At 71.0% G+C, this 23,854-nt stretch carries 26 protein-coding genes; 9 read left to right on the top strand and 17 right to left on the bottom strand.

Going from position 1 to position 23,854, the window contains the following annotated elements:
- Position 1 precedes the first annotated feature (1 nt).
- Positions 2-310: a hypothetical protein gene (locus M3148_RS00330; RefSeq protein ID WP_251302659.1), complete on the top strand. Its 309-nt coding sequence runs from the start codon at positions 2-4 to the stop codon at positions 308-310.
- A gap of 127 nt (positions 311-437) precedes the next feature.
- Here M3148_RS00330 and M3148_RS00325 read toward each other — a convergent pair whose 3' ends face one another.
- From M3148_RS00325 to M3148_RS00305, 5 genes are all read right to left on the bottom strand, one after another.
- The gene (locus M3148_RS00325) at positions 438-989 is read right to left on the bottom strand and encodes a DUF421 domain-containing protein (protein ID WP_251302658.1); all 552 of its coding nucleotides are present in this window, start codon (positions 987-989) and stop codon (positions 438-440) included.
- Positions 990-998: 9 nt separating this feature from the next.
- Positions 999-1,154, bottom strand: a complete 156-nt coding sequence (locus M3148_RS00320) for a hypothetical protein (protein ID WP_251302657.1) — start codon at positions 1,152-1,154, stop codon at positions 999-1,001.
- A 229-nt stretch (positions 1,155-1,383) separates the two neighbouring features.
- A complete protein-coding gene (locus M3148_RS00315; RefSeq protein ID WP_251302997.1) occupies positions 1,384-2,988 on the bottom strand; it encodes a peptide chain release factor 3 in 1,605 nt (534 codons plus the stop codon).
- Positions 2,989-3,123: 135 nt separating this feature from the next.
- Positions 3,124-3,522 carry a type II toxin-antitoxin system VapC family toxin gene (locus tag M3148_RS00310; protein ID WP_251302656.1) on the bottom strand — a complete coding sequence of 133 codons (399 nt, stop codon included), beginning with the start codon at positions 3,520-3,522 and terminating at the stop codon, positions 3,124-3,126.
- Entirely contained in the window at positions 3,509-3,739 is a 231-nt protein-coding gene (locus tag M3148_RS00305) for a FitA-like ribbon-helix-helix domain-containing protein (RefSeq protein ID WP_251302655.1), read from the bottom strand. Before M3148_RS00305 ends, M3148_RS00310 begins: the two co-directional genes overlap by 14 nt.
- Positions 3,740-3,890: 151 nt before the next feature.
- On the opposite strand from M3148_RS00305, the gene M3148_RS00300 reads away from it, so the two are divergent.
- Both M3148_RS00300 and M3148_RS00295 read left to right on the top strand, forming a co-directional pair.
- Entirely contained in the window at positions 3,891-5,117 is a 1,227-nt protein-coding gene (locus M3148_RS00300; RefSeq protein WP_251302654.1) for a Tm-1-like ATP-binding domain-containing protein, read from the top strand.
- A gap of 21 nt (positions 5,118-5,138) precedes the next feature.
- Positions 5,139-5,960: a phosphoenolpyruvate hydrolase family protein gene (locus M3148_RS00295; RefSeq protein ID WP_251302653.1), complete on the top strand. Its 822-nt coding sequence runs from the start codon at positions 5,139-5,141 to the stop codon at positions 5,958-5,960.
- 291 nt (positions 5,961-6,251) lie between these two features.
- On the opposite strand, the gene M3148_RS00290 is transcribed toward M3148_RS00295, so the two are convergent.
- Entirely contained in the window at positions 6,252-6,608 is a 357-nt protein-coding gene (locus tag M3148_RS00290) for an iron chaperone (protein WP_251302652.1), read from the bottom strand.
- Positions 6,609-6,630: 22 nt separating this feature from the next.
- On the bottom strand, positions 6,631-6,990 hold the full coding sequence (locus M3148_RS00285; protein ID WP_251302651.1) for an ArsC/Spx/MgsR family protein: 360 nt from the start codon (positions 6,988-6,990) through the stop codon (positions 6,631-6,633).
- Positions 6,991-7,098: 108 nt separating this feature from the next.
- Between M3148_RS00285 and M3148_RS00280 the strand changes: the two genes are divergently transcribed.
- Both M3148_RS00280 and M3148_RS00275 read left to right on the top strand, forming a co-directional pair.
- Positions 7,099-7,740, top strand: a complete 642-nt coding sequence (locus M3148_RS00280) for a methyltransferase domain-containing protein (RefSeq protein ID WP_251302650.1) — start codon at positions 7,099-7,101, stop codon at positions 7,738-7,740.
- Positions 7,741-7,924: 184 nt separating this feature from the next.
- Entirely contained in the window at positions 7,925-9,205 is a 1,281-nt protein-coding gene (locus M3148_RS00275) for an MATE family efflux transporter (protein ID WP_251302649.1), read from the top strand.
- A 182-nt stretch (positions 9,206-9,387) separates the two neighbouring features.
- On the opposite strand, the gene M3148_RS00270 is transcribed toward M3148_RS00275, so the two are convergent.
- From M3148_RS00270 to M3148_RS00230, 9 genes are all read right to left on the bottom strand, one after another.
- Entirely contained in the window at positions 9,388-10,770 is a 1,383-nt protein-coding gene (locus tag M3148_RS00270) for an MFS transporter (RefSeq protein WP_251302648.1), read from the bottom strand.
- Positions 10,771-10,815: 45 nt separating this feature from the next.
- Positions 10,816-11,832, bottom strand: a complete 1,017-nt coding sequence (locus M3148_RS00265) for a DUF3253 domain-containing protein (RefSeq protein WP_251302647.1) — start codon at positions 11,830-11,832, stop codon at positions 10,816-10,818.
- A gap of 10 nt (positions 11,833-11,842) precedes the next feature.
- Positions 11,843-13,162: a bifunctional PIG-L family deacetylase/class I SAM-dependent methyltransferase gene (locus M3148_RS00260; protein WP_251302646.1), complete on the bottom strand. Its 1,320-nt coding sequence runs from the start codon at positions 13,160-13,162 to the stop codon at positions 11,843-11,845.
- Complete coding sequence (locus tag M3148_RS00255; protein WP_251302645.1) at positions 13,153-14,187, bottom strand: acyl-CoA dehydrogenase; 1,035 nt, start codon at positions 14,185-14,187, stop codon at positions 13,153-13,155. Before M3148_RS00255 ends, M3148_RS00260 begins: the two co-directional genes overlap by 10 nt.
- Positions 14,188-14,373: 186 nt before the next feature.
- A complete protein-coding gene (locus tag M3148_RS00250) occupies positions 14,374-14,679 on the bottom strand; it encodes a type II toxin-antitoxin system RelE/ParE family toxin (protein ID WP_251302644.1) in 306 nt (101 codons plus the stop codon).
- Positions 14,676-14,930, bottom strand: a complete 255-nt coding sequence (locus M3148_RS00245; protein WP_251302643.1) for a ribbon-helix-helix protein, CopG family — start codon at positions 14,928-14,930, stop codon at positions 14,676-14,678. Before M3148_RS00245 ends, M3148_RS00250 begins: the two co-directional genes overlap by 4 nt.
- Before the next feature lie 186 nt (positions 14,931-15,116).
- Positions 15,117-15,962 carry a MetQ/NlpA family ABC transporter substrate-binding protein gene (locus tag M3148_RS00240; protein ID WP_251302642.1) on the bottom strand — a complete coding sequence of 282 codons (846 nt, stop codon included), beginning with the start codon at positions 15,960-15,962 and terminating at the stop codon, positions 15,117-15,119.
- Between the two features lie 23 nt (positions 15,963-15,985).
- Positions 15,986-16,654 carry a methionine ABC transporter permease gene (locus M3148_RS00235; protein WP_251302641.1) on the bottom strand — a complete coding sequence of 223 codons (669 nt, stop codon included), beginning with the start codon at positions 16,652-16,654 and terminating at the stop codon, positions 15,986-15,988.
- Positions 16,654-17,676, bottom strand: a complete 1,023-nt coding sequence (locus M3148_RS00230) for a methionine ABC transporter ATP-binding protein (protein ID WP_251302640.1) — start codon at positions 17,674-17,676, stop codon at positions 16,654-16,656. Before M3148_RS00230 ends, M3148_RS00235 begins: the two co-directional genes overlap by 1 nt.
- Positions 17,677-18,000: 324 nt before the next feature.
- On the opposite strand from M3148_RS00230, the gene M3148_RS18095 reads away from it, so the two are divergent.
- Genes M3148_RS18095 through M3148_RS00210 form a run of 4 tightly spaced genes read left to right on the top strand, consistent with a single transcriptional unit; the run spans position 18,001 to position 21,177 of the window.
- The gene (locus M3148_RS18095) at positions 18,001-18,462 is read left to right on the top strand and encodes an oligopeptide/dipeptide ABC transporter ATP-binding protein (protein WP_251302639.1); all 462 of its coding nucleotides are present in this window, start codon (positions 18,001-18,003) and stop codon (positions 18,460-18,462) included.
- 47 nt (positions 18,463-18,509) lie between these two features.
- A complete protein-coding gene (locus tag M3148_RS00220) occupies positions 18,510-19,277 on the top strand; it encodes a serine hydrolase domain-containing protein (RefSeq protein WP_251302638.1) in 768 nt (255 codons plus the stop codon).
- 60 nt (positions 19,278-19,337) lie between these two features.
- Entirely contained in the window at positions 19,338-20,306 is a 969-nt protein-coding gene (locus tag M3148_RS00215; RefSeq protein WP_251302637.1) for an IS481 family transposase, read from the top strand.
- Positions 20,218-21,177: a serine hydrolase domain-containing protein gene (locus M3148_RS00210; protein WP_251302636.1), complete on the top strand. Its 960-nt coding sequence runs from the start codon at positions 20,218-20,220 to the stop codon at positions 21,175-21,177. The genes M3148_RS00215 and M3148_RS00210 overlap by 89 nt, the downstream gene beginning before the upstream one ends.
- 17 nt (positions 21,178-21,194) lie before the next feature.
- Here M3148_RS00210 and M3148_RS00205 read toward each other — a convergent pair whose 3' ends face one another.
- Positions 21,195-23,630 carry a GmrSD restriction endonuclease domain-containing protein gene (locus M3148_RS00205; protein WP_251302635.1) on the bottom strand — a complete coding sequence of 812 codons (2,436 nt, stop codon included), beginning with the start codon at positions 23,628-23,630 and terminating at the stop codon, positions 21,195-21,197.
- Positions 23,631-23,854 lie beyond the last annotated feature (224 nt).

Genomic DNA, 23,854 nt, shown 5'->3' with positions numbered 1-23,854 from the left:
GGTGGGGCGGGGACCGGGACGGCCGACGTCGGCGTCCGTCGTCGCCACCGACGAGACGACGGACCTCGACGGCGCACGCTCACCCGCCGGTGAGGTGCATGCCTGGGTGCAGGGAACCAACCAAACCGTCTGCGGGCTCGCACTGAGCCGGGAACGGCTGCTGCGTTTCCCCCACGTGCCGTGGGCGGAGGTCCAGCCCGCGACGGGCACCCACGCCGACGCCGTCACCTCGCTCTGCCCGCGGTGCGCTGCCGGGATGGGCGCGCGGCGGGGTGAGAAGCGCTGGAAGCGGACCGACCCGAGACCCTGACGTGAGCAGCGCGCGGGGGCGACACATACCGAGGTGGGCACGCAGTCCGGCAAGGCTCGCAAGGCCAAGGGATACGGCCATCCGCTGTTCTCGGCTGCGGAGTTCTTTGCTTGGCACGACGAGGCGGTCAGGCAGGATCGCTGAGCAGGTCGGGGGGCAGCAGTGACGCGCCCACCACCCCGCTCATGAGCATCGGGTCGATGCGCTCGCCGCGCCGAAGCACGCTGACCGCGCCGGTCGGCTCGAAGATCACGGCGGCGACCTCGCTGGGATGACGGATCCCAGCCAGCCGCAGGCGCGACTGGAGCTCACCGGGCTGCACGTGGCAACGCCGCATATGCCGCTCGATGACCTGACCATCGGCCATGAGGAGGATCGGGTCACTGGTCACCGCCAGCGCACCCCAGCGTTGCCGCCGGACGATCCCGAGCAGCCCCTGCAGGACCAGCAGGGTGGTCAGTGCGACGATGCCGCCTGCCAGCCGCGGGATCTCACCGAGCGAGGCGCGGCCGATGATCGAGCCGAAGGCGATGACCGCCACGAGGTCAAAGCTCGACAGCCCGGACAAGACCCGCGGGCCGAGGATGCGGACGAAGAGAAGCATCGCCAGGTACATGCCGACCGTGGCCAGGACCACGGCAAGGGCTTCGATCGGGGAGATCCAGAGCAGCTCGCGCATGACACCCGTCTACCACAGCAAGAAGGAGCCGACGTCGGGGAACGCCGATCCGGTTCCGCCCCTCGCCGCCGCGATCACGCCGTCCCCGGTGGTGAGCTCGGCGAGGACGAGCGGCGCCGGGCCGGTACGCGCGAGGGACGGGACCGGACCCACGCCGTCGGGCACGTTGTTGTTGCGACCCGGCCGATGGCGAGCGCGTGCCGGCCTTCCGCCGGCGGGCCACCGTGCGTGACGCGCGGTTGCCGGACCACCTCGCCGGAGAGCATGACGCTGGCCCTCGTGACCCGGCAGCACCGTAGCGGCGGCACCGACATCGAGCTTGGCCGCGACACGGCGCGCGTTGAGTCCCCGCCGTGAGTGTTCGAAAGCCCTGGTGCGGGTTCGTAGCCCTCCGTCACGTCGCGACCAGCGGCTCCAGGACGACGTCGGGATGATTGCGTTGGATCGACCGCGCTCGCCACTGGTCGGGGAGGAGCACGAGCAGCTCGCCGTCCTCGCGGTGGACGACCTCGACACCCCACTCCGCACTCAGCGTCGGGGCCCAGGTGGGGGTGGTGCGCCGCGCCACGCTGTAGCCCAGCGTCTCCAGGTGGATCGGGGCCCCGAACTCCGCGCTCATGCGGCTCTCGGCGACCTCGAACTGCATCGGTCCCACAGCCGCCAGTACCGGCGCCTGCTCCCCTCGCAGGTCGGAACGCAGCACCTGGACCACACCCTCGGCCTCGAGCTGGGTGATGCCGCGGCGGAACTGCTTGTACCTGCCCGTGTCCACCCCGCGGGCCACCGCGAAGTGCTCCGGAGCGAAGGTCGGCAGGGCGGGGAACTGGACCGGGGGGCCGGCGTGCAGGGTGTCGCCGATGCGCAGGTTCGAGGCATTGACCAGCCCCACGACGTCGCCGGGGTAGGCCGTCTCCACGAGGCTGCGGTCGCGGCCAAAGGCCTGCTGGGCGTACTTCGTCGCGAACGGTTTGCCCGTGCGCGCGGTGGTCACCACCATGCCCCGCTCGAAGACGCCCGAGCAGACCCGGATGTAGGCCAGTCGGTCGCGGTGTGCGGTGTCCATGCCGGCCTGCAGCTTGAACACGAAGGCGCTGAACGGTGCGTCCAATGGACGCGCCTGACCCTCGTGATCAGCCCTGGGGCCGGGCGCCGGGGCCAGCTCCACCAGCGCGTCCAGCAGCCGGCGCACACCGAAGTTGCGCACCGCCGCGGCGAACAGCACCGGGGTGGAGATGCCGCCGAGGAACATCTCCTGGTCGTGCTCGGCGCCCGAGGCGGCCAGCAGCTGTGACTCCTCGCGGGCGGCGGTCCAGGCCTCTCCCTCGCGGGAGGCTGCCTCACCGGCGCTCATGCGCTCCTCGGGGGCGATCTGCGCCCCGCCCGCGGTCGGCGTGAACGCGACGTAGTCGCCGCTGTCCCGCTCGACCACGCCGCGGAAGTCGCCGGCGATCCCCACCGGCCAGGTCAGCGGAGTGGGCGTCAACCCGGTGCGTTCGGTGATCTCGTCCATGAGCTCCAGCGGGTCCTTGCCCGGCCGGTCCCACTTGTTGATCACGGTGATGATCGGGATCCCGCGGTGCTTGCACACCGCGAACAGCTTCATCGTCTGCACCTCGAGCCCCTTGGAGGCGTCGACGAGCATGATCGCCGCGTCCACCGCCGTCAGGACCCGGTAGGTGTCCTCGGAGAAGTCCGCGTGGCCCGGGGTGTCGACGAGGTTGAGCACCGTGTCCCGGTAGGTGAGCTGGAGCACCGCCGAGGAGATCGAGATCCCGCGCGCCTGCTCCATCTCCATCCAGTCCGAGACGGTCGCGTTGCGCCCGGCCTTGCCGTGCACGTGCCCGGCCTTGGTGATCGCCCGCGCGTGCAGGGCCAGCGCCTCCGTCAGCGTGGACTTGCCCGCGTCCGGGTGGCTGATCACCGCGAACGTCCGACGACGTGCTGCCGCGCCCACGGGCTCGTCGGTTACGCCGGCCTGTTGTTCCAGCACGTGCTGCATCACTCCCACCGCCGATCATCGGCGCTGCTCGAGGTCTGGCCAGTCGCTCGGAGGCAGCGGGAAACTGCCGACGCGTGGCTGTGTCAGGTTGTCACATCCCTCGGGGACGCTCGCGCGCCCGGGGGCGGAGGGCTGTTAGCCACGCGCGAGCAGCTCTATCGTGCACGGTAGGCCGGGCGCACGGGCGAGGCGGCCGTCCCCCGTGAGGAGGACGGCCTTGAGCGCATCGGCCAGTGCCACGTAAACGGCGTCGTAGACGGTCAGGTTGGCTCGCAGCGACCACACGCCTTCGAGGAGTGGCAGATGAGGAACCCGGCGCGCGGGAAGGTCGCGCAGATCCGTCAGTGCCAGGCTTGCCCGGCGTGCGTCGAGGTGACCGGCGGCAAGCTGGCGGCGGAGCACCGAGAGAACCTCGAGGTCGGCGAGCTCGGGCACAGCGAGGGGCTCCCCGCGCAGCCGGGAGCGAGCGTGGTCGCCATCCGGGCCGTCGTCGGCCAGCGCCGTGACGAGGACGCTGGCGTCAACGACGAGCACGTTCGAGCCCGAGCTGCTCGACGGCGTCCGCGAGGGGCACGGACCCTCCAGACCGGCCGCCGGCACGGTCGAGGACCTCCTCGAGCGTGGGCGTGTCGGCGTCCTCCACGAGCCGGGAGAGCAGGTACTCCTGCAACGACTGGTGCGACTCCGCAGCGCGTCGACGCAGGATCGCGTGGGTGCGCTCGGGGACGTTCTTGATCTGGATGCTCGGCATGGCGCCAGTCTGGCGCCGCTGGCGCCAGGACGCAAGCATCAAGGCGGCGGAGGGTGGCCCTGTTGCCGTTGGTGGGACCAACTGCCCGCACGAGGCCCACATGAGGGCCGAGGATGGAGTGGGGCATCCATCGATACGAGGAGGTCAACACATGGCGACCGTCGGACTGGTCGGCACGCTGGACACCAAGCGTGAGGAGTACATCTGGCTGCGCGACGCGCTGGCAGCGCGCGGGATCGCGACGGTGCTCATCGACGTCGGGACCTTCTCCGACGGCGGTGGCATCGCCGACGTCGGCGCGGCTGAGGTGGCGGAGGCCGCCGGCGCCGATCTCGGTGCACTCCGAGACGCGAAGGACCGCGGCGCGGCGATGACCACGATGGGCAAGGGCGCCGCTGTCGTTGTCGAGCGCCTGCACACGGAAGGCACGCTGCACGGGCTGCTGGGCGTCGGAGGCTCGTCCGGGTCCGCCGTCGCCTCGCAGGCGATGCAGGCGCTGCCCGTGGGCGTGCCCAAGCTGCTCGTGTCCACCATGGCGGCGGGCGACGTCGGCCCGTACGTGGGAGCCAAGGACGTGACGATCATGCCGTCCGTGGTGGACGTCGCCGGGATCAACCGCATCTCGCGGTCCATCCTGCGCAACGCCGTCGCCGCCATCGCGGGCATGGCCACCGCCTATGCCGAGACCGCCGGAGCCCCGGAGGATCCGGAGGAGCCGCACCTCATCGGCGCGACGATGTTCGGCCTCACCACCCCTGCCGTCGACGAGGCTCGGCGGCGGCTCACCGAGCTCGGCTACGAGGTGCTGGTCTTCCACGCCACCGGCGCAGGCGGCCGGGCGATGGAGGCGCTCGCGGCCGACGGCTTCCTCGATGGTGTTCTCGACCTCACGACCACCGAGCTGGTCGACGACCTGCTCGGCGGGGTGCTGTCCGCGGGCGCCGACCGGCTCGAGGCCGTGGGGGCGGCCGGCCTGCCCCAGGTGGTGAGCGTCGGTGCGCTGGACATGTGTAACTTCGGCCCGGAGGCGACCGTGCCGTCGACGTACGCGGGGCGGAACTTCATCGTGCACAACCCCACCGTGACGCTCATGCGCACGACGCCGGAGGAGATGGCGGAGCTCGGCCGGCGCATCGGGCGCAAGCTCGTCCGCGCCGCCGGCCCGGTCGAGGTCTACCTCCCGCTGCGCGGGGTGTCAGGGATCGACGTCGACGGCGGGCCGTTCTTCGACCCCGACGCGGACGCCGCGTGCTTCGCCGCCCTCAAGCAGGAGCTGGAGGGCAGCGACGTCGTCGTCCATGAGGTCGACAGCGCCATCAACGACCCCGGATTCGGGACGGCGGCCGCCAACGCGCTGCACGCGCTTATTCGCCGCTGACCCAAGGAAAGGAAGAACAGCATGGAACGTCAGGATGCACTCACGCGGCTACGGGCGTCGGTGGAGGCGAACCGGCCAATCATCGGCGGTGGCGCCGGCACCGGCCTGTCCGCCAAGGCAGCGGAGGCCGGCGGGATCGACCTCATCATCATCTACAACTCAGGGCGCTACCGGATGGCCGGGCGCGGCTCGCTCGCGGGGCTCCTCGCCTACGGTGACGCGAACGCGATCGTCATGGAGATGGCGAACGAGGTGCTGCCGGTCGTCAAGGACACGCCCGTGCTGGCCGGTGTCAACGGCACCGATCCGTTCCGGGTGATGGGCCGTTTCCTCGACGACGTCAAGCGCGCGGGCTTCACCGGCGTGCAGAACTTTCCCACCGTGGGGCTCATCGACGGCGTCTTCCGGCAGAACCTCGAGGAGACCGGCATGGGCTACGCGCTGGAGGTCGAGATGATCGCGGCTGCCCACGAGCGCGGACTGCTCACCACCCCGTACGTCTTCGACGCCGAGCAGGCGACCGCTATGGCGCAGGCGGGTGCGGACGTGCTCGTCCCGCACATGGGGCTGACCACCTCCGGGACGATCGGCGCGCAGACGGCGCTCACGCTCGAGGAGGCGGCGGCGCGGGTGCAGGAGATGCACGACGCCGCCAAGCGGGTGAACCCCGAGATCCTCGTGCTGTGCCACGGCGGTCCCATCGCCGAGCCTGCCGACGCGCAGTACGTCCTGGACCACACGCAGGGCGTGGTCGGGTTCTTCGGGGCGTCCTCGATCGAGCGGCTGCCCACCGAGCGGGGGATCAAGGCGCAGACGGAGGACTTCAAGGCGATCACCTTCTGAAGGCCACCTCCGCTGAGCGCGGGATCCGCCGCCGGTTCGCGAACGCCGGCGGCGGTCCGGCGCGGGCGCCTCGTTGTTCGAGGCGCCCACTCCGGCCGGTTCGCTGCTCGCGCGGGCGGTACTGCTGCAGCGACGTTGTGCTCGTCGATCGGACGACGGCGTCGCGCCACCCGGGCCCGCTCCTGCCAGCGAGGTGGCTGTCTGACTCGGCGGGCCAGGGGATACGTGCGCGGGAGGCGTGAGATTGATCCGCCTCGTGGATCAATCTAACGTCTCCACACTCCCCTTCTTTCAGACCCCGGCTTCCGCGCGCGAGGCCCTCACCAGCCGCTCGACGAGGTCGTCGGGGATCGGCTTGCGCGGCGTGAAGGTGACGCCCGTCTTCGTGGCCTTGAGCCCGGCAGCCGTGATCTCGTCGGCGTGGTCGGCGATCGCACCGGGAAGGACGTAGAGCCCGCACTGCTTGCTGAACGCCGCATAGCTGGCGACCACCGTCCCGCCGATGGTGAAGCCGGGCATGGTGTAGGCGACGATCTCCTCCGCGTCCGGGAGCACGCGGGCCAGGAGGCCGCGCAGCCGCTCCAGTGAGGGCCGGAAGGCCTCGGGCGCGGCGGCAATGTAGGCGGCGTGGTCGGCTGGGGGCGTCATCGCTGGTCTCCTTCGCCGGTCCTCAGCCCTCGGCGAGGAACGCCGCGACCCGGTCCTTCGGACGGCCGATGATGGCGCGGTCACCGCGGACGAGGACGGGACGCTGCATGAGCCGCGGATGCTGGACGAGGAGGTCGGCCACCTGCTCCGCCGTCGTGACATCGGCTGCGGACAGGCCCTGCTCGGTGAAGAACGCGTCCTTGCGGACGAGGTCGGCCGGCGGGTCCTCGAGCTTGGCGATGAGGTCGAGCAGCTGCACCCGGTCCAGCGGCGTCTTGAGGTACTGCACGACCTTGGCGTCGACCCCCGCCTCCGCGACGGCATCGAGGGCGTGGCGAGAGGTGGAGCAGCGGGTGTTGTGGAGGACGGTGAGCTCGGCCATGGCAGCCAGCCTACGGACAGGGCGAGCGACCGGGCGTGCTGGGCGTCCTGCGATAAGACGTGCGCGGAACCCGCCCGTGCCGGCCGGCTGCGGGTGGAGACTGGGCCCATGGCCGGGTGCTGCGACCCGCACGGGTGCGACCAGATGTTCGGCGCCGGCTTCGCCCGGTACGCGGCGAGGCGGTTCCGCCGGCGTGGTCTCGACACGGCCGCGCGGCAGATGGTCGACTTCCTGGCTGCCGACGGCGTCGCCGGGGCCACGGTGCTCGACATCGGCGGCGGGGTCGGCGAGATCGGCATCGAGCTGCTGAGGCGCGGGGCGGCGAGCGCGACCACGCTCGAGCTCTCACCGGCGTACGACGTCGAGGCGAGGCGCCTGGCGGAGGAGGCGGGCGTCGCAGGCAGGGCGTACCGACACGTCACCGACATCGCGGCCGACGCCGACGACGTCGAGCCGGCCGACGTCGTCGTCCTCCACCGCGTCGTGTGCTGCTACCCCGACTTTGAGCGGCTGCTGGGTGCGGCGGCGGACCTCTGCCGTGGCCGGCTGGCGTTCAGTCACCCACCCCGGAACGTCGCCACGCGCGCCGTCGTGGCCGCACAGAACGCGACGTCCAGCCTGCTGGGCCGCGAGTACCGCGCGTTCGCGCACCCGCCGACGGCGATGGTCGGCGCCGTGGAGGCCCGGGGCATGCGACAGGTTCTCACGGGCTCCGGGATGGTCTGGCAGGTTGCGGCACTGGTGCGCTGAGCGCACCGCGCGGCCGCCGCGCGCCGCGAGCCCCCCGGCCTGCGCTGACCTATAGTGACGCCGGCCCTGGACCGGGCCGCGCGCGCTGTGGAGGGGGCTGAGGAGCATCACCCGGACAGGGCAGGGGCACGACTTCACCCAGGGCAGCACCTTCCGGCAGCTCGTCGCCTTCTCGGCGCCGATCATGCTGGCGAACCTGCTCCAGACGTCCTTCCAGTTCGTCGACAGCCTGTGGATCGGGAACCTGCTCGGCGCGGACGCGCTCGCCGCCGTCGCCGTCTCCGCCGTCATCGTCTTCACGGCGCTGTCCTTTGTCATCGGGTTGAACAACGCCGCCCTGACGATCTTGTCCCAGCAGAAGGGCCGCGGGGACGAGCGCGGCCTGGAGCGCTACCTCAACGCCTTCGTCGTCACGCTGCTCCTCCTGTCCGTGGTGCTCGGCGGCCTCGGCTACGCGTTCTCCGGGAGCCTGCTCGGGCTCCTCGGGACGCCGGAGTCGATCGTGACGCCGGCGCAGGAGTACCTGCAGATCACCTTCCTCGGGATCCCGTTCCTCTTCGGGTACAACTTCCTCAGCACCGTGCTGCGGGCGGTGGGGGACAGCCGCACGCCCATGCGCTTCGTGCTGGTCGCGGTGCTGCTCAACGTCGTCCTCGACCCGCTCTTCATCCACGTGCTCGGGCTGGGCGTGCGCGGCGCCGCCGTCGCGACCGTGCTGTCGCAGGGGATCGCGTTCGGCTACGGCCTCGTGTACGTGGCCCGACGGCGGATGGTCCCGTTGCGCTGGCCCACCCTGCCCGCGTGGCCCGAGGCGCGCACGATCCTGCGTCTGGGGATCCCGGCGGGGTTGCAGATGGCGGTGATCTCGGCGGGGTCGGCGGCGATCACGAGCGTGGTCACCGGTTTCGGCTCCGCCGTCCTCGCCGGCTTCGGTGCGGCGCAGCGGATCGACTCGCTCATCATGCTCCCGGCGCAGGCGCTGGGGATCTCGGTGGCGAGCATGGCCGGGCAGAACATCGGCACGGGGAACTGGGGCCGGGTGGGCCGCATCTCCCGCGTGGGCGTCGTGTACAACCTCGCGATCATGACGGCGGTCGCCCTGCTCGTCGTGGCCCTCGCCCGGCCGGCGGTCTCGCTGTTCGTCCGCGAGCCCGACGCCGTCGAGTTCGGTACTCAGTACCTGCGCATCGTCGCGCTGTGCTATCCGTTCCTCGGGATCAACTTCGTCCTCAACGGGGTGGTGCGGGCGTCCGGAGCGATGTACCAGGTGCTCGTGCTCAACATCGTCTCCTTCTGGGTGCTGCGCTTCCCGCTCACCTCGCTGTTCGCCGGCCTCTTCGGGGAGAGCGGCATCGCCCTGGGCATGGGAGCGAGCTTCATCGTCAGCAGCGCCTTCGCGTTCCTCTACTACCGCTTCGGCCGGTGGCGGGAGACGAAGCTGTTCGCGGAGTCGGACGCCCGGTAGCGGGGGTACCGCAACGGGGCCGGCGGCAGCCCCACCCGATGGGATCGGCCTCGAGGACATGGTGGTGTGGGAGACCCACAACGCCGCCGAGGCCGGCGCGGCGTGGCACGGATCGCTCCTGCGGGACCAGCGGCGCGGCCGGCGCTCAAGCAGAGCGGGTGCGGCAGCGGGGAGGCCACGCGCTACGCGACGACGTCCGCGGCACGCGTGCGCCTCCCCGGCAGGAGCACCCCGGACACCGCGGCCCCGAGGAGAAGGAGCCCCGCGCACCACCACATGGCCGCGACGTAGCCCGCGCCGAAGGTGTCGGGCGCCAGCTCGCCGTCGAGACCGACGAGAGCAGGCAGCGCAGCGACGGACAGCAGCCCAGCCGCGCGGGCGACGGCGTTGTTGACGCCGCTCGCCAGGCCCACGTGCTCCGCGGGCGCGGCGGCGAGGACGGTGGCCGTCAGCGGCGTGACGAGCAGTGTGATCCCCGCGCCGAAGACGAGGACGCCGGGCAGGACGTCGGCGAGGTAGGAGGCGCCGTCGTCGGGGATGCCGGTGAGGAGCGCGACCCCGACGGCGGCGACCGCCGAACCGAGCGTCATGAGCGGGCGCGGACCGAGGCGGTCGAGCAGCGTGCCCACGCGCGGGGAGAAGACGAGCAGGAGCAGCGTGAACGGGATCGTCGCGGCCCCGGCGGCGAGCGGGCTGTACCCGGCGACCACCTGGAGGTGGAGCACGAGGAAGAACATCACCGCGCCGAGCGCCGCGTAGATGAGGAACGTCGCGACGTTGACCACCGAGAACGTCCGGTGGGCGAAGAGCGCCAGCGGGACCATGGGGTGACGCGTGCGCGCCTCGACCGCGACGAAGGCCGCCGCGGCCACCGCCCCGACGGCCGCCGCCATCCACGCGCCCTGGATGAGGGCGACGGTGGTGCCGCCGAGGGCGACGACGCCGAGCGCCGCGCCGGGGACGTCGAAGCGGCCGCGCACGGCCGGCGGCCTCGACTCGGGCACCCGCAGCACCGCGATGACGACGACGAGCGCGGCGACCGGCACGTTGATGAAGAAGACCCATCGCCACGACAGCGTCTCCACGAGCCAGCCCCCGAGCAGCGGCCCGACGGCGCCGGCCACCCCCGACCAGGCCGACCAGTACCCGATGGCCCGGGCCCGGTCCTCCTCGGCGATGAGCGACTGGATGAGGGCGAGGCTTCCCGGGGTGAGGAGCGCGGCCCCGATGCCCTGCACGCCGCGGGCGAGGATGAGCTGCTCGGTGCCCTGCGCCAGGCCGCAGGCCACCGAGGCGAGACCGAACCATACGATCCCGACGACGAAGACCCGCCGCCGGCCCAGCCGGTCCCCGAGCGAACCGCCCACGAGGATGAGCGAGGCCAGGGCCAGCATGTAGGCGTTGACGACCCACTGCAGGTCGACGAGCGTCGCGCCGAGGTCCAGCGCGATGGGGCGCAGCGCGACGTTGACGACGGTGCCGTCGAGGAAGGCGATCGCCGACGCGAGCGTCGCGGCGACCACCACCCAGCGCCCGCGCGCGGAACGGAGCGGGAGGCTCTCCACCGCTCCATCATGGGGTCTGCGCGGCTGCGGAGCACGAGGCCGCGCTCAGGTGCTCATCTCTGCGGGCGGGAGTCCCACTCGCACCGGCCCCACGGCCGTGCGCCCGTCGACCGGGACGCCCTTCTGGGTGACCACGAGGAGGCCCTCGTCGGCCAGCGTGGAGGCGACCGCACGGGCCACGGGTGTCAGCTCCCGACGACGCGCGGGATCGACCGCTCCGGCCGACTCGGAGGGGCACAGCGTCTTGTCCGGGCCACGCTCCTGGGCGAGGCGGAGCAGCTGGGCGCGCAGCCGGTCCTGGAGCTCGGAGGTGGCGCCGAAGGTCGCGACGGCGTCGTCCAGGCGCCGCAGGAAGCCGGCGAAGCCGCGGCCGGCACGCCCCTGGCGCCGGGAGGAAGTGAGGACTCGGGTGCGGTCGGTGCTCGTCCACGGCGCCCCTGCCACGTCCCGGACGGCGTGCGTGAGCTGGACGTCCTCGCCGTCGTCGAGCGCGGGGAAGCCGCCGGCGGCATCGTACGCGGACAGCCGCACGCCGAGGTTGGCGCCGTGGATGCCCAGGTGCCCCTCGGTGAGGTGGTGCTGGGCGTGCCACAGCGTGGCCGCCTCCGACCCGTCGTCGCGGGGCTCGACGGTGCCGAGCACGAGGTCGAGCCCGCGGTCGGCGAGGGTCCGCTGCTCGGTCAGCCAACCGTCCGGCACGCGGGAGTCGGCGTCGGTGCTCGCCAGCCACAGGGTGGTGGGGGACAGGTGCGCGAGCGCGTCGTGGGCGCGGCCGGCGGCGACGCCGTCGCCGCGTGCACCGCCCAGGCTGCCGGCGTCGCTCTCCACGGTGACCCAGTGGACGTCCGGGTGTGCGTGGGCGACGTGCGCGACCTCCTCGGCGGTGCGGTCCGTGCACCGGTGGAGGACGACGGTGACGACGACGGGCCGGTCCACCCGGCGGGCGGCCGTCGCGACGCTCCGCAGGCAGCCGGCGATCTCCTCCTCCTCGTCCCGCGCGGGCACGACCACGACGACTCCCGCGAGGACGGGACGGTCGGCGGTCACGTCGCGGGGCAGCACGTCGGCATCCTCACACGCACCACGCGGTGAGCACGACGTCGTCCTCGACGAGGTGGCTGTGCCGGCGCAGACCCGCGGTCACCAGCACGTCCTCGAGCAGGGCGTGCACGTCGTCGCCGACCAGCGGCCACCCGACGATCTCGTGCCGCCAGTGGCAGGCGAGCACGGTCCCGACCGGCGCGCCGCTGACCAGCTCCGCGGCTCGCTCGGCCAGGGCGCGCAGCCGGCCGGGGGAGAGGAAGTAGCCCACCTCCGAGAGGACCGCGAGGTCGACGGCGCCGGTGAGGTGCTCCTCCAGCAGCGGCCAGTCCTCCGGCAGGGAGGCCTGCACCGTGCGGAGCCGGGCGGAGCCGGGGACGCGGGCGAGCGCCGCGGGGGACTCGTCGACGGCCACGACCGTCCCGCACCGCGTGAGGAGGTCCTCGGCGAGGGCGCCGACGGAGCAGCCGATCTCCACGCCCACGGCGTACCGCTCGTGCGGGAGCATCGCGAGGGTCAGGGCGCGCTTGCGGCGCTCGTACCAGCTGGTCCGCACCTGCCACGGGTCGGCCTGCTCGGCGTGGAGCGGCTCGAAGGGGCTGTCCTCGCCCGGCTCGGCGACCAGCAGCGTCTCCCACGGCCGGGCGAAGTGGGCGAGGACACCGGCGGGCAGCAGCACCTCGTCCCCGGGCTGGTCGGACAGTGGCGCGACCTGGGAGTGGTGGGCGGCGACGGCGCGGGACTTGCGCTCACGCGCCTCCGGGCGGAGGTCGATCCGGCGGGCCGCTGACCACGGCAGGGCATCGGGGCCCTGCCAGTGCCACAGCCACACCGGGTACTCCAGCACGCGGGTGTCCGTGCGCCACGCGGCGGCCGCTGCGGCGCGTCCGGCGGCGTCGTGGTCGGGATGGCCGTCGTGCCGGTACGGGGCGAGGAGCACGCTCGCGCCGGGCCGCACCAGGCGGACCAGCGCGGCGGTGAGCTCGTCCTGCGCACCGGTGAGGCCGCCGTCGGGCAGGCCGAGGAGGTGGAGGCGGGCGTGCGGCGCCAGCAGGCCGACGGCGTCCGCCGCCTCCGCCCGGCGGATGCGGGCGAGGTGGGCGGGGGTGTGGGTCGGGGAGTCGGGGTGGGAGGCGTTGCCGTCGGTGGCGACGACGACGTCGACGACGACGTCGGTGGGCAGGCCGGCGAGCAGCCCACCGAGGGCGAGGGTCTCGTCGTCGGGATGGGCGGCGACGACGACGAGGTGCCCGGTGCCGGTGAGGTCGACGGGCACGGTGTCGCGCCACCGTGGGTCCTGCGCCCACCGGGCCTCGTCGGTGACGGGGTCTCCGAAGGGCGTCAGCTCCACGTCACCGGCATCCCGTCAACGACGGCGCGGCCGACGACGGCGGCGTCCCGCTCGGCCTTGTGCTGCCGCAGGTACAGCTGCAGGTCCGCCACCCGGGCGGCGTGCTCCTCCTCGCCGGCCAGCGGCCCGGGACCCAGCGCGTGGGCGGCCAGCGCGAGCACCGCCTCGCAGGCGTCGTGGACGACGTGCCGCACCCGCACGGACCGGGCCCAGGCGTGCTCGCCCTGGACGAGTCCGGCGTCCACGGCGGTGGCGGCCTCGGTGAGCACGGCGGCCGCGGCGGTGAGCTGGGTGTCGACCTGGCCGAGCAGCGACAGGCCGATCGGGTCGGGCTGGCGCTCGAGCGCACCCCGGCGCATCCGGCGGGCCAGGCCCATCGCCCCGCCGAGCCAGCAGGCGGCCACCCCGAGGCCGCCCCAGGCGAACCCGGGACGCGAGAGGTACCAGCCCGGCGCGCCCACCGGTACGGCCGGCACCTCGGTGAGCTGCAGCCCGGTGGAGCGGACGGCGGGCAGGCCGCGCGCGACCCACGGCTCGTCGAGGAGCTCGACCCCGGACAGGTCGACCGCGGCCAGGGCGTCGTCGAGCCAGGCGGTGACGAGGGCGGAGCCGACGTGCTCGGCGAGGGAGCACCAGGGCTTGCGGCCGGTGAGGAGCAGCCGGCCCTCTCCCGTGTCGCGCGCCTCCAGCCGGGCGCCGGGGCCCTCGGCGGCGTAGACGCCCCACGTGCCGGCGGGCTGCGGCACCGCGTACCCCGCCTCGGTGGCCTGGGCGAGGATCGCGACGGCGTCCAGGTGCGGCTCCAGGGCGCGGGCGACGGTGAGGTCGACGGCGGCCAGCTCGGCCAGGCCGCGCCAGAGCTGCGCGGTCCGTCCGCTGCCGGGCAGCGGGAGGACGGCGGCCGCTCGATCGGCCAGCGCCAGGGCGGCGACCGGGTCACCGGCGGCGACGCGGGCGTCGTCGAGCAGGGCCGTGAGCGCGGGGTCGTCAGGTGTCTGAGGGGTCCAGGGGGAGTGGCCGATCACGAACCCATGCTGCCGTCTACGCCGGCGGACGCACGTCCTCGTACCCGGTTTGTGGCCGAGATGCGCGAGACTCACCGTCGTCGGCCGCGCCTCCAGGAGGAGCTCGACTGCGCAGGCCTGCCGACCCGCCCGACGACGCGCTCGCTGGACCCCACATCACCGTCGGCTGGGGCGGCGGCTGTCGTGTCAGTCGGACAGCTCAACAGCCGGCGGGTGGTCGCGGCGAGCGTGCACCACGCGCACGACGCGGAGACCGTCCCCTGAGGGGAGGCGTTGGTAGAAGATTCCGTAGGGGAAGTGTCGCAGCCGGGCCCTGCGCAGATCAGCGAAACCCTCGACGGGTGGGGCGCCGTCGGGAAAGGTCTCGAGGCGCTCCATCGCGGCGTCGACATCGCTCAGGAACCGGTGGCCCAGCTCCTGGTCGATCGCGGAGTAGTCGTCGCGAGCACTTTCGAGGTCGACGACGGCGTGCGCAGTGAGGCGGATCCTCAACGACGCGCCCTCAGCTGCGGCCGTACGTCAGACCATTCCCTGACCGACGTGGGGTCTACATGCGCCTCCTCAAGCCCCGCGATGAGCGCGGCCCGCTCGGCCTCGCTGGGGCGATAGACGGCCTCGCCGAAGTGCGTGCGCAGGGCCTCCTGGATGACCTCCGACCTGCTCCTGTGCTCAACCACTCGCGCCCGCTCGACGAGTTCGTAGAGCTCTTCCGGAAGAGTGATCGCCACTTTGCGGACTGCCATGCCGCCTCGTTGGTATGGCGAGCGTACTCGGCTGGAACGCGAGGCATGTGTCGGCGCGGAGATCGAGGAGGCTCGGCGAGGTGCGGGGCTGCCCTGACGGAGGGCCGGCGGGCGCCGCTACCGACGACGACGGCGCACCTTCCCTGCCAGGCGGGTGCGCCGTCGTAGTGCGGTTCTAGAGGAAGCTCAGGACTGCAGCTCCTCCGGGATCCACCACAGGCCGTCGTTGTTCTCCTCCATGTAGGTGGCGAACTCCTCGGAGTGGTAGGCATCGACGATGGCCTGGGCCCACTCGGTGTCGGCGTTCTCCTCCTTGACGACGACCTGGAGGACGAGGTGGTCGAGGATGTCCTCGGTCGCCAGCGCCGTCGAGGGGTCGATGCCGGCGTTGTAGACGATGGAGCCGGTGATGACGATGTAGTCGAAGTCCACGCTCGCGGGCGGGATGGTGAGCGAGCGCATCTCGGTGATCTCGAGATTGTGCGGGTTGGCGACGATGTCGGCCTGGGTGAGCATAGTGCGGTCGGCGTTCTCGTCGAGCTCGATCCAGCCGATCTTCTCGAGCAGCAGGTAGGCGCGCGCCATGTTCGAGGCGTCGTTGGGGACGGCGACGGTGGCGCCGTCGGGCACCTCCTCGAGCGTCTCGTGGTTGTCGGAGTAGATGCCCGCGGGGACCGTGGGGATCGGGCTGATCGGCACGAGGTCGCCGTCGTTCTCGGCGTTGAAGGTCTCGAGGTAGGCGGTGTGCTGCTCGACGTTGAAGTCGACGTCGCCGTCGTTGAGGGCGATGTCGGCGGTGAGGAGGTCGGAGACGTCCTGGGCCTGCAGCGTGTAGCCCTGCTCCTCGAGGATGGGGGCGACGGCGTCCTCGAAGAGCTCGGTGTACGGGCCCTGGGACTTGCTGTAGGTGATGGTCGTGTTGTCGCCCGAGGCGGAGTCGGTATCGGCGGAGTCGCTCGAGCCGGGCTCGGCGCAGGCGCCGAGGAGGAGCGCGAACGGCAGCGCCAGGGCGAGGGTGCGGAACTTCTTCATGCGGGGGAGTGCCTTTCGGGGAGTCAGCGGGGATCGCGCAGGCGGCGGGACAGGTAGTTGCCTGCCGCCTGCATGAGCTGGACGAAGATGACGAGGATGACGACGGTGAACACCATGAGCGGGGTGTTGAAGCGTTCACGGCCGTAGGTGAGGGCGAGGTCGCCGACGCCGCCACCACCGCCGTAGCCGGCCATGGCGGTGGCGCCGAGGAGCCCGACGACGCTCGTGGTGAGCGCCAGGACGATGGAGCTGTAGGCCTCGGGCAGGAGGAAGCGGCGCACGATCTGGGCGTTGCTCGCGCCCATGGCCTTGGCGGCCTCGAGGACGCCGGGGGAGACCTCGAGCAGGCTGGCCTCGACCATGCGCGCGATGAACGGCGCGATGTAGACGATGAGCGGGACGAGGGCGGCGCGGCTGCCGACGCTCGTGCCGACGATCGCGCGGGTAATCGGCATCATCGCGACGAGCAGGATGATGAAGGGGATGGAGCGGACGACGTTGATCGTCACGTTGACCGCGGCGTAGGTGACGCGGTTCTCCATGAGCCCGCCGCGGCGGCTCAGCACGAGCGCGAGGGCGAGCCCGATGCCGACGAGCGTGCCGAAGAGCATGCCCCAGCCGAGCATGTAGACGGTCTGGACACCGGCCAGGATCAGCCGGTCGACGGTGACGCCGAAGATCTCCTGGTCCATCAGGCGGCGATCCTCTCTCGCAGGATCCCTGCGTCATCGAGCAGCAGTTCTGCGCGGCGGACGGGTTCGGGGCCGCCGATGAGCTGGACGAGGAACAGGCACAGGACCGACTCCTGCAGCTCCTCGACGGTGGCGCCGAGGATGTTGACCTCCAGGCCCTCGATCCGGCTGAGGGACGCGAGCAGCGGCTGGCGGACGGTGTCCCCGACGAATCGCAGGCGCAGCAGCTCCTGAGGGCGGGTCTCGGCCTGGACCATCTCGAGCAGCGGCTCGGGGATCTGGTCGTTGACGACGGTGCGGACGAAGTCCTGGGTGATGGACTCGCGGGGGCGGGTGAAGACGTCGAGGACGTTGCCGCGCTCGACGATCCGGCCGGCCTCCATGACGGCGACCTTGGTGCAGATGCGCTGGATGACGTGCATTTGGTGGGTGATGAGCAGGATCGTCACGCCCATCTCGCGATTGATCTTCTTGAGCAGCGCGAGGATCGACTCGGTGGTCTTGGGGTCCAGGGCGCTGGTGGCCTCGTCGCACAGGAGGATCGAGGGTTGGGTGGTGAGGGCGCGGGCGATGCCGACGCGCTGCTTCTGCCCACCGGAGAGCTGGCGGATGCTGGCATTGCGCTTGTCCTCGAGCTCGACGATCTTGAGCACCTCGTCCACCCGGCGGTCGATCTCGGCCTTGGACGCGCCCTGGATGAGGAGCGGCATGGCGACGTTGCGGTAGACCGTCTTGGTCTCCAGGAGGTTGAACTGCTGGAAGACCATGCCGATGTCGCGGCGCTGGCGGCGCAGCTCACGGGAGGACATCGCGGTGAGGTCCTGGCCGTTGACGTTCACCGTGCCGGCGTCCGGCGTCTCGAGCTGGTTGACCATCCGCAGGAGGGTGGACTTGCCAGCGCCGGAGAAGCCGATGATGCCGTACACGTCGCCCTGGTCGACGTCGAGGGAGACGTCGACGAGCGCGTCGACGGTGCCGTTCTTGGTGACGTAGCGCTTGGAGACGCCGTCGAGGGTGATCATCGGGCGGCAGCCCCGAACGGCGAGGACGACGACGGCGGGTGGTGCGGTGTGCTGGTCACGACGGTTCTTTCGCGAGTTGTGGGCACAAAAAAACGAGGCACGGACTCGTGCCTCGTTCGGATGCGGGTGCGTCAGCTATGCAGCATGCGGCGGCCCGGGCGGAACGAAGCCAGGGCAGCGACAACAGGTCTGTGCCATGGTTCGTCCTTCCTTGGTGGTTGTGGCGTCAACGTAGCACGTGGGCGACAGGTGTTGGACGGGTGGACTCAGGTACGGGACAGGATCGGCGCTGCTCTTCAAGCGGGTCTCCCCCTTGATGTGTCCGTGCGGGCGAAGGTGATGAACCTGCTCGTGCGGCTGCGCGACGAGCTCGACCTCTCCTACGTCTTCATCAGCCACGACGTCGCGATGGTGCGGCAGATCAGCGACGACGTCGGGGTCATGTACCTCGGCAAGGTGGTGGAGATCGGGCCGTGGAAGCCAGCGCTCGACGAGCCGCTGCACCCCTACACCCACGGCCTGCGCGGGGCGGTGCCGGTGCCCGACCCGAGCGTCGCGCAGCCGATCTCGGCGACGGTGGTGGGGGAGGTGCCCAACCCGGCCGACCCGCCGAGCGGCTGCACCTTCCACCCGCGCTGCCCGCTGCGCGAGGACGTGTGCGTGGCGCAGGTGCCGCCGCTGACCGACGCGGGGACGCCGCACCCGGTGGCGTGCCACGTGGCGCAGCGCGAGGGCGGGCGGATGCCGCTGCTGCTCGCGGAGAGCCGTGCCGAGCCGGCGCGGTGAGATGACGGCGCCGCCGGCCGGCGGACGCCCGGACCAAGGGGGAAGCGATGAGGCTGACACGACCGACGACGGCGCGAGCGGTGGCACTGCTCGCGGTACCGGCACTGGCGCTCGCGATAGGCGCACCTGCGGTGGCTGAGACCGACGCGCCGCCCGAGGGACAGGTGGTGCTCAGCCTGTCCGTCGAGCCGCGGGACAAGGACGAGCAGAGCGGGACGTTCTACTCCCCGCACGGCCACGCGACGCTGCGCGTGGCGGCCGAGGGCCGGGCGGCGGGGCAGGTGCGCGTCAACGGTGAGGTGGTGCCGGGTGCCACGGCCGCGCTCGCCCGCGGGAGGGACGCCGTCGTCGACGTGTCGCAGATGGTGGAGGCGGGGGAGAACACGGTGGAGGTGCGGCTGGTGCGCGGGGACGCGTACGTGAGCGTCGACTTCCCCGAGCTCGTCGACGTCGACCCTTCGGACGTCGGGGTGGATCCGGCGGTGCTCGCGCGGATCGACGCGGCGGTGGAGAGCCGGCTCGGCCTGGAGGACACTGACCGGTACACCGGCGCCGTCGCGCTCGTGGCGCACCGGGGACAGGTGGTCTACGAGAAGGCCTTCGGGGACGCGCAAACGCACGACGGCGCCGACCTGCTGGCCGAGCCGCGGCCCGCGACGGTGGACACGATCTTCGACATGGCCTCGATCACCAAGGTCGAGGCGACCACGGCCGCCGTCATGCGTCTGGTCGACGAGGGCCGGCTCGACCTGGACTCGCGGCTAGGTGTACTCAGCCAGGACGTTGGTGACACTGCCGGGCGGTCGTTGACGTAGGGAGGACCTCCGGGTGAGGTGTGGCTTGTCGAGAGTCACGCCCAACACCCGGAGGTCCTCGTGTCCCACCGTAATGCCCGTCTGACGTTCCACGGACGCCTGCTGCTGGTGCAGCGCGTGCGCCAGGAAGGGTGGGCGGTGGCCCACACCGCCAAGGCGATGGGCGTCTCGCGGCAGTGCGCGCACTACTGGCTCAAGCGCTACGACCAGGAGGGCGAGGAGGGTCGTCATGACCGCTCCAGCCGCCCCCACCACAGCCCGCGTCAAACCACGGCGGAGGTAGCCGAGCGGATCGTGGCCTGCCGCCAGGCCCATCGCCGCGGGCCGGACTGGATCGGCGCCGAGCTCGGCGTGCCGGCCCGCACCGTGTCGCGGGTACTGCGCCGCGCCGGTGTGCCCTACCTACGGGAGCTGGACCCGATGACCGGGCAGCAGATCCGCTCCTCCAAGGCCACCGCGGTGCGTTACGAACGCGACCGGCCCGGGGAGCTGGTCCACGTCGACGTGAAGAAGCTCGGCAAGATCCCCGACGGGGGCGGGTGGCGCGCCCACGGCCGCGGCAACGTGAAGCAGGACAGGACCCGGCGCATCGGCTATGACTACGTCCACTCGATGGTCGATGACCACTCCCGCCTGGCCTACAGCGAGATCCACGACGACGAGAAGGCCGACACCTGCGCCGGGTTCCTGCTGCGCGCGGCGGCCTACTTCGCCTCGATGGGCATCGAGCGCATCGAGCGGGTGATGACCGACAACGCCTTCGCCTACCGCCACGGCCGCGCCTTCACCGACGCGGTCGCCCAGCTCGGGGCGGTGCAGAAGTTCATCCGACCCCACTGCCCCTGGCAGAACGGCAAGGTCGAACGCTTCAACCGCACCCTGCAAACCGAGTGGGCCTACCGCCACGCCTTCACAAGCAACCAAGCCCGCCGCGACGCCCTTGCCCCCTGGCTGCACACCTACAACACTGAACGCCGCCACACCGCACTCGCCGGTCAGCCCCCGATCAGCCGAGTGTCACCAACCTGATGGCCGAGTACACCTAGACGAGCACCTCCCCGAGTTCGACGACGAGAAGGGCGCGATCACCGTCCGCCAGCTCATCACGCACCGCTCGGGCCTGTGGGAGTGGCAGCCGACGTACCTGCACGGGCGTAACCAGGAGGAGGTGCTCGAGTTCCTCGCCGGGCTCGACCTGCGCTACGAGACCGGCACCCAGCGGCGGTACTCGGACATCGGGTTCATGCTGCTGGGCGTCATCGTCGAGCGGGTGAGCGGACAGCCGCTGGACGAGTACGTGCGCGAGCACGTCCACGGACCGCTCGGGATGACCGACACCTCGTTCCGGCCGGACCCGGCGCTGCGCGACCGCATCGCCGCGACCTCCCTGGGCAACTCCTACGAGCACACGATGATCGAGACGGGAAGCCCGTACCCGATCGTCGGGGACCTCTCGCCGGAGGAGTTCACGGACTGGCGTGACTACACGCTGGTGGGGGAGGTCAACGACGGGAACGCCTGGTACGGCTGGGAGGGTCTGGCCGGGCACGCCGGTCTGTTCTCGACGGCGCGAGACCTCGCGATCTACGGGCAGACGCTGGTCAACGGCGGCGGGTACGCCGACGCGCGGCTCGCCTCGGCGGAGACGGTGGCGGAGTTCCTCGAGCCGCAGTACGACAGCGGGCAGGTGCTCGGGTTCTGGTCGAACCGGCTGTCGTTCGCCGGCGTGCCGGGAGGGTTCGGCCACAACGGGTTCACCGGAACCGAGTTACTCTTCGACCCGGAGCGAGAGCTTGTAGTCGTGCTCCTCACCAACCGGCTCCACCCGGACCGGGGGCCCGCGAGCATCACGGCGGTGTGGCAGGAGGTGGTGCGGGCGGCAGTCGAAGCGACAGGTTGATTCCATGGGTCCGCGGCCTAGCCCGCGGCGACCAAAGCAGCAAGGTCGTCGCTGTGCAGACGTCGACTGGGATCTGCGCGTCCATCCACGAAGGAAACGCCTTCGTCCTGGAGCATGCGAGCCGGATCGCGCACGTCGTCGGGGGCCAGCCATCTGAAGTTGTCGGCGACGCGTCCTGCACTCGTCAAAACACGGTGAGGGTTGACGCAGTGCGTACATCCCGGCACGTGATTGCCCACTGCTTGCGCGGCTGTGCCAACTGCGTCGGCAAGCGCACCGTAGGTGGTCCAGTAGCCCTCGGGCAGGGCCTCGAGCATCTCGTGCAGCGGCGACCAGTCGAATGACTTCTCGCGCTGCGTCGACGGCTTCTCACCGCGGTACTCAGCGCGCACGTCCAGGAGCTTCCGCCCGTCAGCGAGCCGCCAGAACCGCCATCCGTTCGTCACCGCGCCCTTGACGTGCGCACCTGCCCCGGAGGGGCTCCAATAGACCGCCGCACCCACCCGGAGACTGCCGTCCGCCTGGACGATGGCTTCCCGCGACTGCCAATGCCCGGGCCGAGGAATCAGGGAAGTGCCCGGGGCGATCAGCCCAGCAGCGACCAGGTGTTTGACCTCGACCCAACCGTGGTCGCTGGGTACCTTCTCGATTACGCGACCCTCGTGCCCATCAGGCACCGGCCAGGTCGCGATCAGAGAGTCGATTATTGCGTGGGACCGTTCGTCGATCTGATCCTCGTCCCACACCTCGCTCCCGGCCCGAAGGAATGGCCGATTCAGCAGGAACGTGTCGTGCTCGGCGATCTTTGCGCGCTTCACATCCCATCCGCTGTTCGAGACGACCGAGTTGAGACTACGGGTGAGGAGAGTCAGGTTGCCCAGTCGGTGGACATGAGCTCCACGGTTTAGCTCGGCCTCCAACCCGTCAACGGGCCAGTGGGTATCCCACTTTTGCGGAAGGATGTGCTCGATGGGGTATCCCCGTCGTGGGACGCGGGGGGAGCCGTGTGCCGCACGGAGATGGTCCTCGGCCGCCTCCAGCACCATGCGCAGCCTGCCGCGCCGGAACCGTCGATAGACGTTCTCAGTGTGGAGGGATCGGCGAATCTCGTCGTCGCCCGGCCAATATGTGCTCGGGGAGGAGAGGCGAGTGAGGTAGTCACGGACCTGTCCGGCGAGCAGGTGCGTAGGGGCGGTACGGAAGTTCTTGATGAGGTCCGCGACGATGCGACCGAGGTCGGCCGACGTGAGCCGCAGGAGCTGACGGCGGATCAGCCAGCTCTCGAGGTCGGCAATGACGTGGTTGATCACGTCGGAGGGGATCGCAAGCTCCGGCTCGTGCAGCCAGATTAGGACCGGTGTGAGGAGCTCGGTGTCCGATGCCTGCATCCGATAGATCGCCAGCTCGGTCGGGTTCAGCGCCCGGTCCGGCTCGGCCGCGGCGACGCTCCATTGCTGATAGGCGTCCGCTTGCTGCTTGATGAGCACCAGCACATCGCTCATCCGCTCTTGCTGCTCGTGGTCGACGTAGTGCTTGAAACGCGTGAAGGTGGACTTGGGACTGACCTCCTCACCGACGCGGGATGCCAGCCACTGGTTAAGGAACAGCGAGCTGCGAGACAGGTTGTAGCGTCCGACGCTGACTTCCTTCTCCCAGAACGGCCGCTCGAAGGGCCAGCTCTCCGAGTACGCGCGCCGAGTGTCGACTCCCTCGGCGGCAAGTCGCTGGAAGACGAAGTTCTTCACGAGATCTGCGCCGGTGAGCGGGGTGCCTCGGGCATTGAGGGTCTCGAAAATCTCCTGCGAGTTCTCCTGGGCCTGGAGATCGATGACGACCAACTGGAGACCCTGGGTGAGTACCTGCACCAGCGCGTTTGCCCTGCCTGCAAAATCCGGGTCATCGAAGTCATCGAGCCACTCGGCGACGGAGGAGGTGAAGAAGCGGTGAGCTCGAGCGATCAGAGCACCTGAGTGCCGCAACGCGGCGTGGTCCACAGGGGGTTCCGCTCCCATAACTTCGTCGAAGGGGGCGGCGTCCCTGTTGGTGTGGCGAACCTTGAGCCGCGACTCCGACCCGGTGACGAAGAGGCCCTGATTATGTGTCAGGGCCTCGAGCTGGCCAGCCAAGGCATCCTGCCCGGCCTCTTCGAGAAGAGCACCGGTCGCGTCCATCAACAGCTGCAGTGTGGTGAGCCGCTGCTGACCGTCGATGACGTTCTTCGCGGGAATGCTCCCAGTCTGATGGTCGTGAGCCTGCAGCACGATCGCGCCGAGGAAGTGCGTCGCCGTGGAGAAGGGCTGGGTAAGCCGAAGTTCAGCGAGCCGCCGGACGTCTTGCCAAAACGGTAGCCACTGCTCGCCCTCGTCCCAGACATAAGAACGCTGGAACAGGGGGACGACGAGATGCTGTGGGAGGTGAAAGACCTCCATCGGTGTCTTTACGTGCGTGTCCAAGGCTTTCCCGTCCGTCCAACACTGGCAACTCTCTCTACTCTGCCACGGGACAGCGGCGTCCACGGCAGTTCGGAAATCGCTGTGTGGCCCTGGCATCCGCAGCTAGCGTGGCGCAGAGTGCCTACCTGCGCTACCCGCACATCCACGGTGACCTGGTGGCCTTCATCGCCGACGACGACGTCTGGCTCGCCCCGACCACCGGCGGTCGTGCGTGGCGGCTCACC

The organism is Georgenia satyanarayanai, from assembly GCF_023715365.1.
GTDB lineage: Bacteria > Actinomycetota > Actinomycetes > Actinomycetales > Actinomycetaceae > Oceanitalea > Oceanitalea satyanarayanai_B.
The sequence above is the reverse complement of the archived record's forward strand: the minus strand, read 5'-3'. Positions and strand labels throughout refer to the sequence as shown.